This window comes from Argonema galeatum A003/A1 (assembly GCF_023333595.1).
GTDB classification, from domain to species: domain Bacteria; phylum Cyanobacteriota; class Cyanobacteriia; order Cyanobacteriales; family Aerosakkonemataceae; genus Argonema; species Argonema galeatum.
Genome location: NZ_JAIQZM010000030.1, coordinates 53,917 through 71,407, shown reverse-complemented (window position 1 = coordinate 71,407; position 17,491 = coordinate 53,917). Strand labels below are relative to the sequence as shown.

General features: G+C 46.4%; 12 protein-coding genes. 5 read left to right on the top strand and 7 right to left on the bottom strand.

What is annotated here, in order from left to right; translation table 11 throughout:
• Nucleotides 1–270: 270 nt before the first annotated feature.
• Together LAY41_RS24530 and LAY41_RS24525 are read right to left on the bottom strand one after the other, a co-directional pair.
• A complete protein-coding gene (locus LAY41_RS24530) occupies nucleotides 271–477 on the bottom strand; it encodes a hypothetical protein (protein ID WP_249103827.1) in 207 nt (68 codons plus the stop codon).
• 399 nt (nucleotides 478–876) lie between these two features.
• Nucleotides 877–2,667, bottom strand: a complete 1,791-nt coding sequence (locus LAY41_RS24525; protein WP_249103824.1) for a DUF3685 domain-containing protein — start codon at nucleotides 2,665–2,667, stop codon at nucleotides 877–879.
• A 273-nt stretch (nucleotides 2,668–2,940) separates the two neighbouring features.
• Between LAY41_RS24525 and LAY41_RS24520 the strand changes: the two genes are divergently transcribed.
• Nucleotides 2,941–6,243, top strand: a complete 3,303-nt coding sequence (locus tag LAY41_RS24520) for an NACHT domain-containing protein (RefSeq protein ID WP_249103822.1) — start codon at nucleotides 2,941–2,943, stop codon at nucleotides 6,241–6,243.
• A gap of 104 nt (nucleotides 6,244–6,347) precedes the next feature.
• Here LAY41_RS24520 and LAY41_RS24515 read toward each other — a convergent pair whose 3' ends face one another.
• On the bottom strand, nucleotides 6,348–6,800 hold the full coding sequence (locus LAY41_RS24515) for a Fur family transcriptional regulator (protein WP_249103818.1): 453 nt from the start codon (nucleotides 6,798–6,800) through the stop codon (nucleotides 6,348–6,350).
• A gap of 449 nt (nucleotides 6,801–7,249) precedes the next feature.
• Between LAY41_RS24515 and LAY41_RS24510 the strand changes: the two genes are divergently transcribed.
• The gene (locus tag LAY41_RS24510; RefSeq protein ID WP_249065154.1) at nucleotides 7,250–7,723 is read left to right on the top strand and encodes a CRR6 family NdhI maturation factor; all 474 of its coding nucleotides are present in this window, start codon (nucleotides 7,250–7,252) and stop codon (nucleotides 7,721–7,723) included.
• Between the two features lie 3 nt (nucleotides 7,724–7,726).
• Here LAY41_RS24510 and LAY41_RS24505 read toward each other — a convergent pair whose 3' ends face one another.
• Together LAY41_RS24505 and LAY41_RS24500 are read right to left on the bottom strand one after the other, a co-directional pair.
• A complete protein-coding gene (locus LAY41_RS24505; protein WP_249103815.1) occupies nucleotides 7,727–8,350 on the bottom strand; it encodes a hypothetical protein in 624 nt (207 codons plus the stop codon).
• The gene (locus LAY41_RS24500; RefSeq protein ID WP_249103813.1) at nucleotides 8,325–8,963 is read right to left on the bottom strand and encodes a D-glycero-alpha-D-manno-heptose-1,7-bisphosphate 7-phosphatase; all 639 of its coding nucleotides are present in this window, start codon (nucleotides 8,961–8,963) and stop codon (nucleotides 8,325–8,327) included. Before LAY41_RS24500 ends, LAY41_RS24505 begins: the two co-directional genes overlap by 26 nt.
• Before the next feature lie 138 nt (nucleotides 8,964–9,101).
• Here LAY41_RS24500 and LAY41_RS24495 point away from each other — a divergent pair, with 138 nt between their 5' ends.
• Nucleotides 9,102–10,955 (top strand): PAS domain S-box protein, encoded by a 1,854-nt coding sequence (locus LAY41_RS24495; RefSeq protein ID WP_249103811.1) that lies wholly within the window; start codon nucleotides 9,102–9,104, stop codon nucleotides 10,953–10,955.
• Between the two features lie 129 nt (nucleotides 10,956–11,084).
• A complete protein-coding gene (locus tag LAY41_RS24490; RefSeq protein WP_249103808.1) occupies nucleotides 11,085–13,496 on the top strand; it encodes an EF-hand domain-containing protein in 2,412 nt (803 codons plus the stop codon).
• A gap of 249 nt (nucleotides 13,497–13,745) precedes the next feature.
• On the opposite strand, the gene LAY41_RS24485 is transcribed toward LAY41_RS24490, so the two are convergent.
• On the bottom strand, nucleotides 13,746–14,708 hold the full coding sequence (locus LAY41_RS24485; RefSeq protein WP_249103805.1) for a glycosyltransferase family 9 protein: 963 nt from the start codon (nucleotides 14,706–14,708) through the stop codon (nucleotides 13,746–13,748).
• 75 nt (nucleotides 14,709–14,783) lie between these two features.
• Between LAY41_RS24485 and ispD the strand changes: the two genes are divergently transcribed.
• A complete protein-coding gene (ispD, locus tag LAY41_RS24480) occupies nucleotides 14,784–15,512 on the top strand; it encodes a 2-C-methyl-D-erythritol 4-phosphate cytidylyltransferase (protein ID WP_249103832.1) in 729 nt (242 codons plus the stop codon).
• On the opposite strand, the gene LAY41_RS24475 is transcribed toward ispD, so the two are convergent.
• The gene (locus LAY41_RS24475; protein ID WP_249103801.1) at nucleotides 15,492–17,375 is read right to left on the bottom strand and encodes an alpha/beta hydrolase; all 1,884 of its coding nucleotides are present in this window, start codon (nucleotides 17,373–17,375) and stop codon (nucleotides 15,492–15,494) included. The two genes, ispD and LAY41_RS24475, sit on opposite strands and share 21 nt — an antisense overlap.
• Between the last annotated feature and the right edge of the window lie 116 nt (nucleotides 17,376–17,491).

The following is a 17,491-nucleotide window of genomic DNA, read 5'->3' as shown; positions in this document are numbered from 1 at the left end:
ATGCCAGCGCGTACCGCTATATTTCGTTAGCCAGAAAAGCCGTCCTTCTTATGACGGGGTTTTAAACCCAATTCTCTAATAATTTTCGCTGCAAATTCAAAACCCTTGTAATTGTCTGTTCTGGTAACTTTGCCATCAGCCTTGGTATCTAAAACTGAGCAAGTGGTCTCAAGCCCCCAGATCGATTTGTGGGGTCATACTCATGAGTCCGCGCTAAAGCAGAAGCACTACTGAAAAGAGCTATTTATACTTGGGTTTGGATATAGATTTTTAGTTTGCTAAATCAACTAAAGCGTCCCGCTGGAACCTAACTACTCGTAATACTGAAATGCGATAATGCTCAGCCGTGAATACTGATAGTGTAATATTGGCCTGCTCTGGATCTATGATGCGTTTGACCGTGCAGATCTGCTTCTTATTGTTGCAGTAGGCAACGATGCGATCGCCAACCTGGATATTCAACGCTTGGATTTTCAATTGCTACTCAACTTCATTAAATAATTGGCTTAGCTAGCTGTATTCAGCGCTACCTGCTTGTATAGATAAGTGATTGCATAGCGGTTTTTTCCTTAGTGCGATCGGCAAGTTACTCCGCTCTTAATTGCCCTTTACACTAAGGAAGCAAAAATGTATTGCTACATCTCACTTACCCAGCTATTACGATACTTTTCGATTATAGCACAAAAATAATCCGCCGTCTCAAAATTAATATTTTTTATAAGATAATTTATGGACTGGGGACTGGGGACTGGTGACTGGTGACTGGTGACTGGTGACTGGTGACTGGGGGCTAGGGACTGGTGACTGGTGACTGGGGACTGAGGACTATTCTTTCTTTTGAATGAGTGAATGAGTGAATGAGTGACTTTTTTTGACCTACTTACGATCGCCATTTTTGCCAAACCGACTTTCCTGCAAAGAATTCCCGATTCCCTCCAGAATTCCCCGCCCAATTAAGCCGATACCTCTGCCTACAACCTGTGTCAGCAAGTAAACAACAGCGCTACCGATGAAGGCAACTACTGCCTGGAGACGAGGCGCGATCGCATCTCTTGTTTCCAACGCCAACGTCACCGCCAATTGTATACCAGAAAGTTGCTTTAATTCTCCAACACGGGGAGCATAAATAGAAGTTTTTATAATACCAATCCCGTCTATAAAAAATAAATTATATCTACTTTCAAAAATGGCTCTTGGAGTTACTACATATTTTTCTAACCGATATCTCCAAGATAAGTTGTTTCTAAAGCGTTCTATTTCTCTAGTAGAGATAAGTTTTCGATCGTAAAAATTTTGCTTAATCGTCTCCACATCTGCAAACTGATTCAACAGCGGTTGAACTACAGCATTAGCAACTTGAATAACTAGATTTTGCAGTAATAATTCTGCCCGTGCCAGGGATTCAGGCGTTCCAACTGAGTAGGAAGCATTATCAACTGTCAATGGCGTTTCAAATAACAGATAAGAAAATAAATCAATAACCAAAGGAATCTTTTTCAGTATTTCTATCTGGACAACTTGGGCGTCTTGCAATATAATATTGACAACTTCCAAATCGCGCTCTCCCACTCGTAGGGTGTAGTATTTACCAAAAAAGTCTGTAGCGGTAGTCTGCCACAAATCCTGTAAAATAGCAGAGCGCAATTCTTGCAGTTGACTCGGCTGAACCTGGGAAAAGCGCAGGTCATTCAGGACATCCTCTAACTTTCGCAAAACCAGATTAAGCAATTCCCGCTTTTTTTCTGACCTGAAAATATCGATTTCCAAAGGGACGTTAGTCAGGTTTTGCACGCCATACTGGATTTTGGCGAAAGTGTTGTCGAACAACTGCGATCGCCAAGTATCGCCTGAGAGATCGAGATCCAGAGCTGAAAGCGAAGTCCCCCGCTCAAGAACTCCCTCGTTCCTTGCTTCGCTGTTCCTCGGCATCACCAATACGATCGTGGGTTGCCCTAACAGCTTGTTCAGCAAGCCACGAGCTGCTTTGAGTTCTCGCCGCCGTCCAGCCAAGATAGCCCTGTCTAGCGCAGACAGTCTAGCGTTTTGCAGTGAGTCCGTCACCTCAGCCAGGGCAGCTTCTATTTGCCGCACTCCAGACAAGCGGATATTATTCAACAGAGTTGGCAACACACCTGCTTGAGTTCGAGACTGCGGACTGGGTGTACCCGCCAGAGGTGCCTCTATCAACTCCGAAGGCCAATAAGATTGACCGGCTGCCACCTGACGAATAGCATCGACTAATTCGGAAACAGCACATCCTTTGGGGCAATAGCCCTCAACACCCAGTTGCCGTGCTGCCGCCAGCAGCACCGGCTCTAAAAAGGAACTCAGCAGCAATATCGGCAGATGGGGGTACTGGGTTTTCAATTGCTGGCAGAGTTCTAACCCTGAGATTCGATCTTGATGAAATTCAGATGTGTGGAACAGATCGTTTGGCAAACGACCCAAGCCTAAGTCTAAAATGACTAGAGTGACGGGGGGCTCACCGCTTTGGAGAATCTGTAAGGCATCTTGAGACGATCGCGCAAGAGCGATCGATTGCAAGTCGATAAACTGACTCGCAACAACGCGCAGACCCGCTCCGAAAATAGGGTCATCGTCAATTAGCAGTAAATTGAGTGGGCTTTCCGGGCGTCCACCCAGGTCTGGTTTTACCAGATCGCTCATAGTGCTTCAGTTGCAGACATATTCGGTGGATATTGGCTCATCGCTTCGATGATGGCAGAGAAGAAGAAACGGGGAACAGTTAAGAAAATTTCAGATTTTCGATTTCAAATTGAAGTTCAATCTAAAATCTAAAATCTAAAATCTTTTCTATGCCTTTTACCATATGTTACCTGCCACTCACCAGATGCCAAAGTCAAATAGTTAGTATTCGCACGCAAAAACTTGGCTCATAATGACCATAGGGAGCCGTTTCAGAGTTGCTGTAGAGGTGAGATGAGCTTAAGCATTCGGCAGTGGCTGATAGATCGCAACATTACAATTACTCAGCTACAGGCACTTGGAGCCCAAACCGCAGGCGTTGCCTTCCGCATCGGTCAGGACATGGAAGTCAAGAGCCTGACACCTTTTGATATCAGTCCGTTCGCAGAACTTCTGGAACTGCCCTTAGATGTTTTCTGGCAATACGTCGAGCCGGTTTGTAATCTGAGTGTTGAACTGCTGCGAATTCTAAGCCGTAAGAAGCCCCTCAAGCGCAATGAGGGTACCTGGTTGGCTTTTCAAATTGCCTATCAGAGGAGTTTGCAAAAAATTTTAGAACAGGAATTCGCACTGAAAAGACCGTGGTTAGAGCGGGCTAACGTACTAACCCAGGGGACTGCGGACGAGAGTAGGCCGGTAATTCTACCCGATTCTCAGCTGCAAGCACTGCTGAAAACCTTACGACCGGGCAGACTTACGGATACGCAAGCAGAACAGGCGCTTTCCTCAATAGGCGAATCTTTGCTCGTGGGGCAGATGAATAATCTGGCTCTAGCTTGGTTTGTCACCAACGGTGTTGAAGAAATCCTGGCCAAACAGCTCGTACAGCGTTTGGTTCATGCACTCCCAGGTCATCTGCTCACAGTAATTGCCGAGAATGCGCTGCCTCTGGCTCAACTGCAAAAATTCGTCCGCTTGGGTCACTTAACCAACAACAACTTGGCAAATCAAATTCTGACGGACGATGACACTATCACGCTAGACCCCGAAAATGAACTTTCCGCACTGTCCGTCGGTGCTACGATACCCAATCTAATTGACTTAAACCGGGAAAACTACCGGGCGAACCTCCTGCAAGCTCTCAGCGAACCAGTACTAGGAGAATTCTTTGCCCTGAAAGATTTATATGTCCCCCTCAAGGGAGTGCCAGTTGAAGAAAGCGAGAACAAAAGAGACATACAGTGGAGAAGCCCGACTTTTCCATCCGCTCAGTCTACCCCCTCACCCTCAACGGCATCAGTTGATTTAATGGAATGGGCAATAGGCCAACTGTCCGATCTCGAAAGTGTCGTTATTATTGAGGGCGAACCGGGTACTGGCAAAACCAGTTTCTGCCAGATCTGGGCGGCAAAGATAGCCCAAGAGGTTTACCCGTCCTGGATGCCGGTATTTATTCGCTTGCGAGATGTGACTTTGGGCAAAACCCTGGAACAGACGCTGGATACTGCCTTAAAAGCGGCTAAATTAACAAGCGCGGATGGCTGGCTTTCGCCTTTACACCCTCCCTGCTTGTTAATTTTGGACGGACTGGATGAATTGCCCCGCGCTCCTGATGTTGAGCGTCAATTTTCTGCATTCCTAGATCGGGTGCAGAAGTTTCAGAGCCAATTCGCTGGGGCATCTGGCCGTCACCGCCACAAGATTGTCCTCACTTGTCGATCGCAGATACTCGCCAGCTTAGCCCACAGTCTGCCGGTTTCATTCCGGCGCATGGCTATTCAACCTCTGGATCAGGAGCAACTCAAACTGTGGTTCAAGAATTGGTCTAAACTCCAACCCAAATCGATCGCTCAAGCTTACTTTAACTTTTTGAAGCAGAGCGGGGTTTTTCGGCAGTTGCCAGAGGTGAAGGATTTGACGGCTTTTGTCCATCAGCCCCTAAGCCTGTTTCTATTAGCCATTTTGTATCGAAGCGGCAGACTTGATGAAACCCTCTTTCCCTTGCGCGGTTCCCAAATAAGATTTGAAATTTACGATCGACTTTGCCGCTGGCTGCTGGGGGAAGCACCGGATGGAATGTCGTCTGGCAATAGCGTATCGATGTTGGTTCGCGAAGGTTCGGCTAATAGCTACCATACTCCAGAAGCGATCGCCAGTCTGCTCCAAGGTCGATCTTCCCAAGAAGTCCGTCACCAAATGCAAGTAGCTGCTATTACTTTACTGGAAAGCGGTCGCAACTCCTGCTCCCTCAGCACTATTGCTACCCGTTTAGCGGGAGTTAATTCTCAGGCTGCTGCAACTACTTTTACCTTACCTGCATTTTACTTTCGCCGATCGGATGTAAAAGAAGTCACGGATACTACGACACGGATATACACGGATGCACGGATCTCAGAATCTGTGTTGTCCCCCACTCTCCCACTCTCCCATTCCCCCACTCCCCCACTCCCCCACTCCCCCACTCCCCCACTCCCCCACTCCCCCACTCTTTCTTTCTCCCACCCTAAGTTGGGAGAATATTTCTGTGCCGAGGCTCTAGCCGAAAAGCTGAAATCTTTGACTCGACGAGTCGCCGATGCCTACGGGGAAGCGATTTTTGCGATCGACTCGCCGTCTAGTGTCGCCCAGCACCTCTATAATTCCTTGGGTTACGGTATCATCTCGGCTGAGATTGAAGAGCTGCTCATCGAACGTCTGCGCCGAGAAGAAGCTCGCTCGAGCAGGTCGTTTTCTTTTACAGTTTTGTTGGATCGCCTCAATAGTTTCTATCGCGCTTACTGTCGAGGTCGATGGTTGGATGAGGGGTTGGTTCACACTACTCGCTCCCAGTTGCGTCCGCTAGGCAATTCCCTTAATGTTCTGCAAATCGATGCAACGGTGGGACTCAATGTGTTTCAGTTGCTTTGTGCGTGTCACCGAGAGGCGCAGATTCCCTTTTCACCTTGTGGAGATGCAGAAATTCCAGAGGAGTTCAATGCCGATCGATTCCTTAGCTTAATCGGTCGCACTGCGGTTTTATCGCCAGATGCTTTCTGGGCGCGATCGAGAGGAAGTCTGCTTTTATTAGATTTAGATAAAGCCTGTTTGGATCGCGTGATGCTTCCTGGAGCTAATTTCTGGAAAACAAATTTCTTTGCCGCTGAGTTAGTCGGAGCCAATTTAGCAGGGTCAAACCTTCAAGAAGCTAACTTGTCTTGGGCAAATCTTACCGATGCCGATCTATCGGGTGTCAATCTCTCAGCCGCCAAGCTAGAAGGGGCTAATCTAACAGGTGCCAATCTGATGGGGGCAAACCTTCAGTTGGCTAGTCTCACCAATGCTTGTCTGTTTGAAGCTCAGCTTGATGAAGCTACCAAAGATTTTGCGGAAAAAAGCGGTGCCCTATTCTCCTTGAATCAGTATCGAGCTTGCCAGCAAGCTCTTGTTAACTTGGAAGCCGGAACCAGGCATAGTACCATACCAGTTACTAGAAATGTCAGGGTGAATGAAGATCGGGATGGTGATTCGACTCTGCTGCTGATTGAGCGTAGCGAGGGAGAAATACACTCTCAAGACGAAAGTGATATGGATAATAATGATGAGACTATGTTTCTTTAGTCATTAGTCATTGGGAAATTTAAAATTGAAGAATTGCAGATTTCAAATTTATTTGGAATTGACAATTTGAAATAAATCTGAAATCTGAAATCTCAAATCTGAAATTAGTCGCTGGTTGGTTCGGAGATTCGATAACCGTAGAAGTTAATGCTATAGTCGGTGATCCGCACTCCTGTTTGTTCTTCAATTTCTTTGAGCAAATCTTCAGGAAGTTCGACGCGAACATCCAAAATTTGATTCGTATCCACGCAGTTGATGTGGCTGTGGGAGTCGCTGATGTTGCCGTACAAACGACCGTCCGATCGCTCAAGGCACTCAATAATTCCTTCACCAGATAAAGCTTCTAAATTTTGATATACAGACGTATGTCCGATATTTTTTCCTTGCAGATTCAGGCGATTATAAATTTCGCGAGCAGATAAGTGTTCTTGCTCTTGCCAAAGCAGCTCCAAAATAAAGCGCCGCTGGCGGCTCAAGCGCATTCCCTTCGCCTGACACCTTTCTAAAGCATCGTCTAAAGAACGAATTGGTTTGGCAGCGATCGTTTCATTTTGCATAGTTAAGACTCTTGATTTCTATTGGGAACTTACTCATATGTCTATATTTTATAACGGTTTTTAGTTGCATGAAGTGTAGCCCAGAAACCCGGTTTCTTTAAGAAACCGGGTTTCTCTGTACGAAGAGTAGCCCAGAAACCCGGTTTCTCTGTACGAAGTGTAGGCCACAAACCCGGTTTCTTTAAGAAACCTGGTTTCTCTGTACCTCACTAACCTGAAAAGGGCTGTAACTTTGCTACTATGTTCAGGGATAGGCCACTTGGGAGAGGGAGCAACCAAACTGGCAATATCTGCTGGTATCCGGCGCTTGAGCTAAACGTGCCAAAGGCATATCGCTCTTAACCACCGCAGAGAAGTGAGCCGACTTGGCGAAACTCTCGTTTACAAGTCATTCTCCATTAAAACAAACTCATTACTACTTTAGCTTATTTATTTATTGTGAATAATCAATGACCATTGCGATCGCTCTCAACTCCAACCAACTCAACAATTTGGATCTGTCGCCTGCCCAAACGGTAATTGAAAAACTGCTGCAAGAAGGAGCCCCATCCCACGAACAGCAGTTGCGCTTTGATATTGACTATCCCCGCGAATCCACCGACCCACGGGAACTATCGGAAATCCCAGAGGTGCGGCTGTGGTTTGTTCGCCTGGACGCCCGCTATCCCTGGCTGCCGTTTCTGCTCGATTGGAAAGCTGGGGAACTAGCCCGCTACGCCGCCATGCTGGTGCCGCACCAATTCAGCCGCAAAGAGGGCATCCAGTACAATCCAGAAGCTTTAGAAATTTTTGTGATGCAAAAGCTGTTTGTTTTGGTGGACTGGATGAAAAGTCAAGGCATTGAAAGTCCATCCCGGTTAAAGTCGATGGCCCAGATGTTCGGTTACGAACTGGATGATGCCTTGTTTGAGGCTATCCGCTAGAATTCAAGAAATTCTATACAGGTTTTCCACTCCCATAATTGAGTCACCGACATAGGCCCAGCGACCTTGGGCTATTTCACTCCGAACTTCGTAATCTATACAGAACACATTGCCTTCTCCCCAGCTGGTAATCAGCCAATCACCCACGCGCAAACCAACACCCTGATACTCACTTCCCATTGACCAGGAGAGCTGATAAATGTCATTTAACTGACGAATATTCAGGGTGCCTTCGTAATTTCTAATTTTGGAAATTGTGCCGCTGATTTGGTAAGTACCCTCTAGTTGGTTAGGTGTGTTGCCCACAGCCTTTTCCGTGTCCAGTACACCGTTGTTAGAGGGCGTAATCCACGTGCCATCTAGGGTGCCGTCGCCATTAATTTTGTAAAGCGTAACGCCGTAGGTGCGATCGGGGCCACAGCCAGCAAAAAGATGACCGTCCTCAAAAAACGCTAAACCTGAGTAATCACCCAATGTAGTCAACCAGGACACCGTGTAAATTTTGCCCATAGGATGGATTTGCACCGTGCCCGAATAAGGCGTTTCGTCGGTCGTTCTCGCCGCTGTAATAGTCCAAGTGCCTTCTGGCCCGGTTTTGGCTTTAGGATTGTTTGCCACTATATTCATTGAATTGCTCTGCGGGTCGCTCTATCTCTAAATTACCCATTTGCTGCAAAATCCAATCAACGGCAGCTAATAAGTCGGTGGCAATATAATCTGGTTTGGTGTGGTGCTGGTACTTACCACTCAGGACGCTAGAACCAAATCCAGTCTGCACCAAAATCCCGCTGCACCCGGCATTGTGAGCCATATCAACATCGGTTGCTTTATCGCCGACTGCAAAACTCTGGCTTAAGTCTAGGTCATGTTCCCAGGCAGCTGCCACCAGCATCCCGGTGTTGGGTTTGCGCCAAGTACTCCAACGAGTAAATTCTGGATGGGTTCCTCCTTCTGGCGGACTGAGATAGGGGCAGTAGTACAGGGCGTCTAATTTTGCCCCTGCTTCTGTTTCCAACAGGTGGCAAAGACGCTGATGCAAGGCTTCTACGTGGTCAACTGGGTAGTAGCCCCGTGCTGGGCCAGACTGGTTAGAGACCAGACAGCAAAATATTTGGCTTGAGTTTAACTGCCGCACTGCTTTAGCTGCACCCGGTATTAGATGTAGGTCTTCTAAAGAGTGAATGTAGCCCGCTTCGATGTTGAGGACGCCATCTCGATCGAGAAATACGGCTGGTTTCATGTCGTAATTTTTGGAGTGCGATCGCAAGTTTATTGTACTGTATTTGGAGCGCAGATAATTATAAAAACCTTGTCTAGTTATTCAACTTTTGAACTATTGTATAATAATCTCTGAAATTTCCTTTGAGCGAGTCACCTCATGTCCAAGAAATCTCTCAAATCGTCAATTGCCGAACCTTTAGGAAAAATTCCCCTCCAACTTGTCATGATTGTCCCTTTTGTCGTGCAAATTGTCGGGGCTGTGGGAATAGTGGGATATCTCTCCTTTCAAAACAGCGAGAAAGCAGTCAATAAGCTTGCCAATAAATTAATGGATGAAGTTTCCGCTCGCATCGAACAAAATCTAAATAACTACCTAGAAATTCCGCATCAGGTGAATAAAATCAAACTGAATGCGATAGAAAGCGGGCTTTTAAGTATGAAAGATATATCAGCTTGGGAGAAATATCTTTGGCGGCTAGTCCAGTTATATCCAGAAGTAAACTACACGATAGTCGCTAACAAAGATGGAAGAGTACGAGGAGTAGACCGTACAGAAAATGGCACTATACTCCGACTCGAAATAGATGATTACACCAACTACAATTTTACTTTTTACAATACGGACGAAAAGGGCGATCGCACTACAATTAACCAGGTCATACCCAACAATGAATCTGAGCTAGAAAGGCGATATTGGTACACACATCAATTTTGGTACAAAGAGGGAATTAACGCCAAAAAAGCTAGTTGGAATTCGGCAATTAATCCCTCATTTATAGAGCCTACTTTGTTAGTTGTTGCTACCGAGCCGTTGTACGATCGAGAAGGGCAACTACAAGGACTCATGCTTACGTCATTACGTCTGAACAGTACTGGTCGATTCTTGCGGAGCCTTAACATTGCTAAAACAGGACAAGCATTTATTATTGATGATCGGGGAAGATTAGTAGCCACTTCTACCGATGAAATACCATTTCGTACTCAAGATGGTAAAAGAGAAATGTTCAAAGCAACAGAAAGTAGCAACCCAGTTACGAGAACTACAGCTACATATTTAGCTACCCATTCAGAAATATTCAATAACTTGAAAAAAGCGCGGCATATAAAATTTGAAATAGACGGCAAGCGACAATTTTTAAGACTCTTGCCTTTCCGGGACGATAAAGGGCTCAATTGGCAGGTGGCGGTAGTAGTTCCCGAATCTGACTTTATGGCAAAAATTTACAAAAATAGGCAGCATACAATTATTATGTGTATTGCCACTTTGGGTTTGGCAACTATTGTGGGAATCTTCATCTCTCGTTGGATTACGAAACCTATTCTCAGGTTGAGTCAAGCCGCGCAATCTATTGCCAGCGGTAAACTCAACCAAAATGTGGAGGAAGAAGGACTAAAAGAGGTGAGGATTCTAGTCAATTCATTTAACAGTATGGCAGACCAACTGCTAGAGTCATTTGCTACCCTAGAAGCCAAAAACGAAGAACTCAAAATTGCCGAAGAAAATTATCGCAGTATATTTGAAAACGCGCTGGAGGGGATCTTCCAGGCAGCCCCAGATGGACATTACATCAGCGTAAATCTGGCAATGAGCCGGATCTATTGTTATGAGTCTCCAGACGAGATGATCGCTACAGTTAGTAACATTGCCAGTCAAGTTTATGTAGACTCAAGCAGCTTGCAAGAGTTTTATACCGAGATGCAGGAAAAGGGGAAAGTGAAAAATTTTGAGTATCGAGCTTATCGGAAAGATGGCAGTATAATTTGGGTGCAGGAAGATGCTCGCGCCGTCCGGGATAGCAGTGGCAATGTCCTTTATTATGAAGGTTTGATCCAGGATGTCACAGCACGCAAGCTGCAAGAGGAAGAACTCAAACGCCAGTTACAAGAGTTAAAGATAGAGATTGACCACCAAAAGCGCAAGCAAGAGGTTGCCCAGATTACCGAAAGTGGCTTTTTTCAAGATATCCAAACAGAAATTGAAAACCTTAAAATTGATGATTTCTGGAACTGAGGGACTTTTTTGAGGGGTGTGACCTACTTAGGTTGATAAGTTTTATTCATAATATGGAGTCTCAAACAGGATTTTAAAACATACTTTTGTACTGAGCTACAATTTATCCGAAAGTTGGAGGAAAAAATTATGACATCTACCGAGTTTGAAAAAAAGGCGATCGATGAGGCAGAGGTGGAGAGACTCTGGAAAGCATTCCAAGTCTTTGATGCGGACGGTAGCGGTGCCGTCTCTACAGAGGAACTGGGAGAGGTGATGCGATCGCTCGGACACAATCCCACGGAGACGGAGCTGCGGGACACGATCAAGGAAGTAGATGTTGATTTGTCTGGCACGATCGATTTTGAGGAGTTCAAAGCGCTGATGGTGTCCAAGCAAGGAGACAGGGAAAGCCGTCTCAAGCTGGCATTTACCGTCTTCGATCGGGACAGTAGCGGTCAAATTACCGCAGACGAGCTGCACTGTGTGATGAGCAAGTTTGGACTCACAGATGATGAACTCAAAGAGATGTTGGAAGAAGTCGATCGCGATGGCGACGGTTCAATTGACTTTGACGAGTTCTGCAAGCTAGTTCCAGAAGAGTCAGAGATTTCCACAGGCTATACAGATTCACCTATTTTCTCTGCCAGTGAGACCCAAACAAGCACAAGTTCCGCTAACACAGCAGATGAGATCGCGGGTACGATCGCTGCTGGCATGGATACAGCTGTCGATCCTGCCTCCTCTACCGCAGAGGAAACACCTCTAGTTAAAGAAGAGGAAGTAGCGCGGCTCAAAGAACTACTCGCCCAACACCCCCAGAGTGACACGAAGCGCGGTACTTCGCGCCTGCAAATGCAGATTGGTTTGTTCCGCTTGCTTCAGGGTGCAGCATACCGCTCTTTCCGCGAAAGTTTCTCCGCCAACCACCAAACTCACTTGCGGGTCAGAAACCTGCCATACAGAATTATTGACTTTGTGCAGTTTGTCAAGACAGCGATCGCACTGTACAAAGGATTAGGCGTGGTGGAAGAAGCTTGCTATCCCGTCTTGGATGCAGTAGTTAAATCGATCGAAGATGAGTACGCCCGATTGCACGATCGCATCAAGAACTGGAAGACAATCGAAAAAACTCCAGAAATGCTGGCAGAAGAAAAAGCGATGTTGGAATCTCGCAGTAAGTCTGCCAATGTCAAAGAGAAATTTGCGGCGGGAGTCGAGTTTGCGATCACAATGAAGAAGAAGCAACTCAACTTGGGCGACATCGTGGAAGGCGTGCTGGCCATCAACGAACTTAACCGACTCAGGGAGATGGAATTAAAGCAAGAACTAGCGCCACCACCAGATGTATCCGAGGGCGACCCGAAAGATTATCTGAAAAAGTGGAATCGCGTCATCCTCTCCAATGCACTAGAGACCGTGGATGGTGCGATGATGCCAGTAGCTTATTGGTATGAGGACTTCATGCCGAAGCTGTTGGCGGCGTTCAGCGTCGGTACTGCTGCGGACATCCAAACCAACACAGTACCGGATGAAGCAAGTTTGGACAATTGGTATCAGTCCGCTAAGCAGGCGGGGGAATTCGATCGCTTTGGGGTAGATTTGGCCGAAAACTTTGCCAAATGCACTCCAAAACAAAAGCTGATGCTCAAGCAGGCATGGCGTTTCACAAGCTACTACTTGAATGGAGTACAGAAACGGCGCGAACGCATGGAGTTTGGGCGCGAGTCCGGTGAACTCTCCCAGTATGTGGCATTCATCGACATATATATGGGCCGCAGCGAGGTGAAGAACTCCCAGATGCGCGTCAGCTTCCCCTACTATATTGGCCCTGCCGTGTGGCGTTTTTTCCATACCAGTGCCGAGATCGTTTGCACCAAGACACCGGAACAGCAGAAAGCGCTGGTAGGAGTTTTCAAGGACTTCTTCAAACTGTTTGCGAGTATGTACCCCTGTCCTTACTGCCGCCACCACCTCAACGCTTATGTGGTGCAGAACAAAGAAGTAGATATGTATCCGATGGAGTACCTGTTGCTAGGGCGCGATCCGGTGGACACTGATTTTCAGGTATCGCTAGATGAAAAGCTGTCCACGGTGGTGGATGGTCCCTCCCTGCGCTTGTTCTTCTGGAAGCTGCATAATACGGTTTCATCGTCGATCGCTCGCTCGGAAGAGTGGTATCACAAGGATGAGAAAGCGTTCTACACCAGCCGCTATTGGCCTAGCCTTGATGCGGAGCTGGCACGAGCTAATGCGCTCAAGCATATCAGCATTGGCACCGATCGCATCTATCGCATCTATGGTTTGCTCAAACCTGTGGCACGGTTGGCAGGATTGAGAATGGAATTGCAAAAGCTTGTAGAAAAGGGGGAAAAGGAAAGGATTGAGAGGGCTTGTGCGATCGCAGACAATTACATTAAGGATTTGGAGTCAGCTGCGATCGACGGACAATTCCTACAGGAAACATACCGCTTTGACCCCCAACTTATAGATGATAAAGCTCCCGCCTTCACGCCGGAGGAAGAGGAGTTTGGGCGCAGCGGTTTGTTCGTCGAGGTTTAATATACTTAGCACGGTCATAGAACGAGCTTTTTTAACCCAGCAGTAGGGGCGAAGCATTCCGGTAATAATTTGTTGGTTGAACCCAAAGATATTTACCGGAATGCTTCGCCCCTACACATCAAAAATAACAGTTTGTGCCCGTGCGGAGTATAGTTGCTTGATGGGAATTTCAGATTTCAGATTTAAAATTTCAGATTTAAAAGTAAAGTTTTGAAATCTCAAATCTCAAATCTCAAATCTAAAATTCCCCTAGCCGCCCCAAACCTTTTGGAGAACTTCTTTGGGTGAGATGTCGGCCATTTTGCCAGTGGGGGATGTGATGCTGAGGATGCGATCGCTATTTGGCAGCAATTTTTTCGGGTCGGTCGGGCCAAATAAGGCGATCGTATAAGTTTGAACTGCGACAGCCAAGTGCATAGGGGCACTATCGGTACACAGCATCAAATTCGCACCGGCGATCGTAGCTGCCAATTTACCGATATCTGTTGGTGCGATTACCTTGAGGTTGGAGAAGGATTGTAACATTTTGCTGACAAACTGGACATCCTCCGGTCCTTGAACGATCGCGATCGGCATATCGGGTTGCCGCTGCTGCAAGTCTTGAATAATTTGCTGCCAGTGCCGAACTGGGTAGATTTTGTCAATACCTTTATCTTTTGAGAGTTGGCTGGAACCGCCGTGAATCAGTACGTAGCCAGTTTCATCGATCCCCAGTCGTTTTTGTTCTCTCTGGGCCCACTCAATGTCTTGTTTTGGTACGTTGATCGCTAACTCAGGAGTTGGCGTACCAATGCCCAAACCTTGCAGGAGGTCGTGGTACATACTAGCCGCATACTGCTCTGTTTTGAGGGGAACAGGGCTGGTGAGAAAGCTCGCACCAGGGCTACCGCTGTAGCCAACCCGCGTATGAATCCCTGTCATCCACAGCAATATACCGACTAGCCAGCTTTTTCCCAATGAAAGGGCGACATCATACTCGCGATCGCGGATTGTACCTAGTATGTTGCCCCAATCTGCCAGACTGTTGCGATCCTTAAAGTCGTACCGGATCGCTTCAGAGACAGACTTGCAGACTCGGTACGCTCCCATAGACCGAGGTTCTACAACCACGTCAATTTCGGCTTCGGGGTAGTTACGCTTCAGGTCATCAAGGGTCGGAAAAAACAGAATTTGATCGCCAATTCCGCCTGGAACTAGGGCTACTACACGCATAATACTTTAGATAGGCTTATCCGCTCCTCATTTTAATGGAAGATATACCCAGTGGAACAACTATCGAAAAAGGCAGTGCATTTATTAATTCCGGCAGCTGGTATGGGGCGTCGCATGGGCAGCGAGTGCCTCCGGCAGGGCTACACCCAACGCAATAAACTTTTGCTAACTCTATTAGGCAAGCCGCTGATTACCTGGACGCTGATGGCAGCGGAAGTTTCCCCTACTATCAATTGGATTGGGATTATTTGTCAATTGGAAGATCGCCCAGATTTGACAGCTATTTTAGCTGAACTGTCCCTCACTAAGCCGGTGCAGTTTATTCAGGGAGGCGCTAGCCGTCAGGAATCGGTGTATAACGGTTTACAGGGACTACCGCAGGACGCGCAAAAAGTATTAATTCACGATGGTGCTAGGTGTTTGGCGACGCCAGATTTGTTCGATCGCTGTGCTGAGGCACTTTTTCAACATCAAGGTTTGATTGCGGCGGTGCCAGTCAAGGACACCATCAAAATCGTCGATGAAGCTAAATTTATTAAAGATACGCCCGATCGCAATCGGTTGTGGGCAGCCCAGACACCGCAAGGATTTGATGTGAAGTTATTGAAGGAATGCCACGAAAAAGGGCGTCACCTGGGTTGGGAAGTTACAGATGACGCCGCTTTATTTGAAAAATGCGGTTTTCCGGTGTTGATTGTGGAAGGAGAAGAAACGAATTTGAAGGTGACGACGCCTGTAGATTTAGCTCTAGCTGAATTTATCCTCCGCCAGCGCTTGGGAAATTCAGTCGATGCTGTCAACTAACTGGTTTGCTGGCTGTTCGACTGGTTTGTGACTTGGCAAGAAGCGAATCTCGCTGCGATCGCCAGTCATTATCTCAAGTTGCTTTTGGATATCCGTTTCCTCTAGTTGGGTTTTGAGCAAAAACTCCAAAATCTCGAAAGAGATCGTTTCCTGTTGAAAGTAACCACCATGAACATCTAAACCGTCTATATCGCTTCGTTTTAACCGATACAAAGTCGAGTCATAAAAATACCTAATGGCATTTGCTAGGTCGATGAACATTCCATTGAGATTAATGTCAATCTGTAATTTTTCCAGGCAAATTTTTGCAAGTCCCGACCGAATGCCATTAACTCCACCACGGCCTTTTTTGCTACCCATTCGAGAGCAATCCAGGTAGTTCAACTTGTCAAACAGTTCGGGGTCGGAAGTGGGCTGTAAAGTAGGCTGGGAATAGAACATTGCGCGAACCCAAGGAGCAATTTTTCCTTGGGAATCTTCTCTCAAATAAACATTTCCCAGCCGCAAACCGGACATTTGAATGCTGGGTTCGGTAAACCAGTTGCCAACATTGGAAAGGTAGCGCAGGACAATATCGCGATCGCTGCTCATCAAGTAAATTTGATCGCAGCAATTCAAGGCATCGCGAACATAATTGCTCCGACCCTGCCGCATCAGCTCTAGGGGAACATCCGGCGAAGCCAAAATTAACTTATCGAGTGTGAAGCGATCGCCAAATTTATGGTCTTTTTGACCGTCCTTGCGGAACTGGTAGCACAAAATACACAGGACGTTTAGTATCACTAAGCCACCCATGCTGTGACTAACCATATTGACTTTCAGAGAACAACCGGGCGCAAATTCGCTCAGCCCCTTATCTAGACGCCAAAAGAACTCTGCTAAGTCCGGCACTCCATAGTAAATTGCCCTGGTGCGATCGCCTTGGTAGCTTGTTTGTCGCAACAGCCAAAAGGCTAGCCCCCAAAGCAAAAAGACAACGCTACTGATTCCAACCCACTGGGGCAAAAAACTTAATAGCTGGAAATCAAACAGCATTTCTCCTAGTAACAGGAGACCATTTGCCACGGTGCCAACAATGCCTGCAATCAAAGCTAGTAAAAATAGAAACTTTAACCGGATGTCGATTTGTCTATCCCGCTTTTTTAAAGGCTTTTTATCTGGTTGTTGCGAAAACACAGCCAGTTTGCTAAGCAATCCATCCAAGTATTTAAACACAGGTAGCGGCTGTTCGCTAGGCCAACTGTAGCCAATATAAAAGTGACCGTTCTGGGCTATCTCACTCAGGCGATCGGCTTCTTTACGAAAGCCTTTGTAAAAGTTTTCAGATGGCGTGGCATAACCGTGGGTTCGTAACGTTAAACGCTCTGCTTTACCGTCTTGTATGAGTCTGGCTAATTCATCGACATTGAATAGGGCGCGGAAAAGCTTGTTTGGGGGCAATTTGCGGTTCACATCCAAAGAACTCGTTGTCTTGCTGATTAGTAAAAAGACATTAGGATTCTTTTTGTAGGCGTAAACGTCAAAGTTACGAGCGCTTGTCTGCCTGAATCTTTTACCTTTCCATTTATTCAGAGTGTCAATCACATACTCTAGATTAACTTCTTCTTGAAAAGAGCGATACTGCTCCGGTTGCTCATTTGTTTTCTGGCATTGTTCTTTCAACTCATTTTGCAATTCACCGGCAATCTTTTCCTCAGAGTCTAACTCATAGGCTAGTTGCACAATCCGAGCTTTTACCCATCGGTCTGAAAAAGGTGCTGTGTTGTCGATAATGTCTTGCAGCCATAATCGATCGCTCTCTTTTTTTGAATCGCTTTTCCAATTAAAAGGCAATTTGTCTTCGTATTCGCGTTTGATTTCCATAACTTCCTCAGTCCTACGTTTATAGATAGATATGGCGAACTACCCAACCACTTTTTCTTTTATTTTTCAATAGAGATAGCAGCATTGGCAAACTGGGTAGATGGGTAATTTTAATT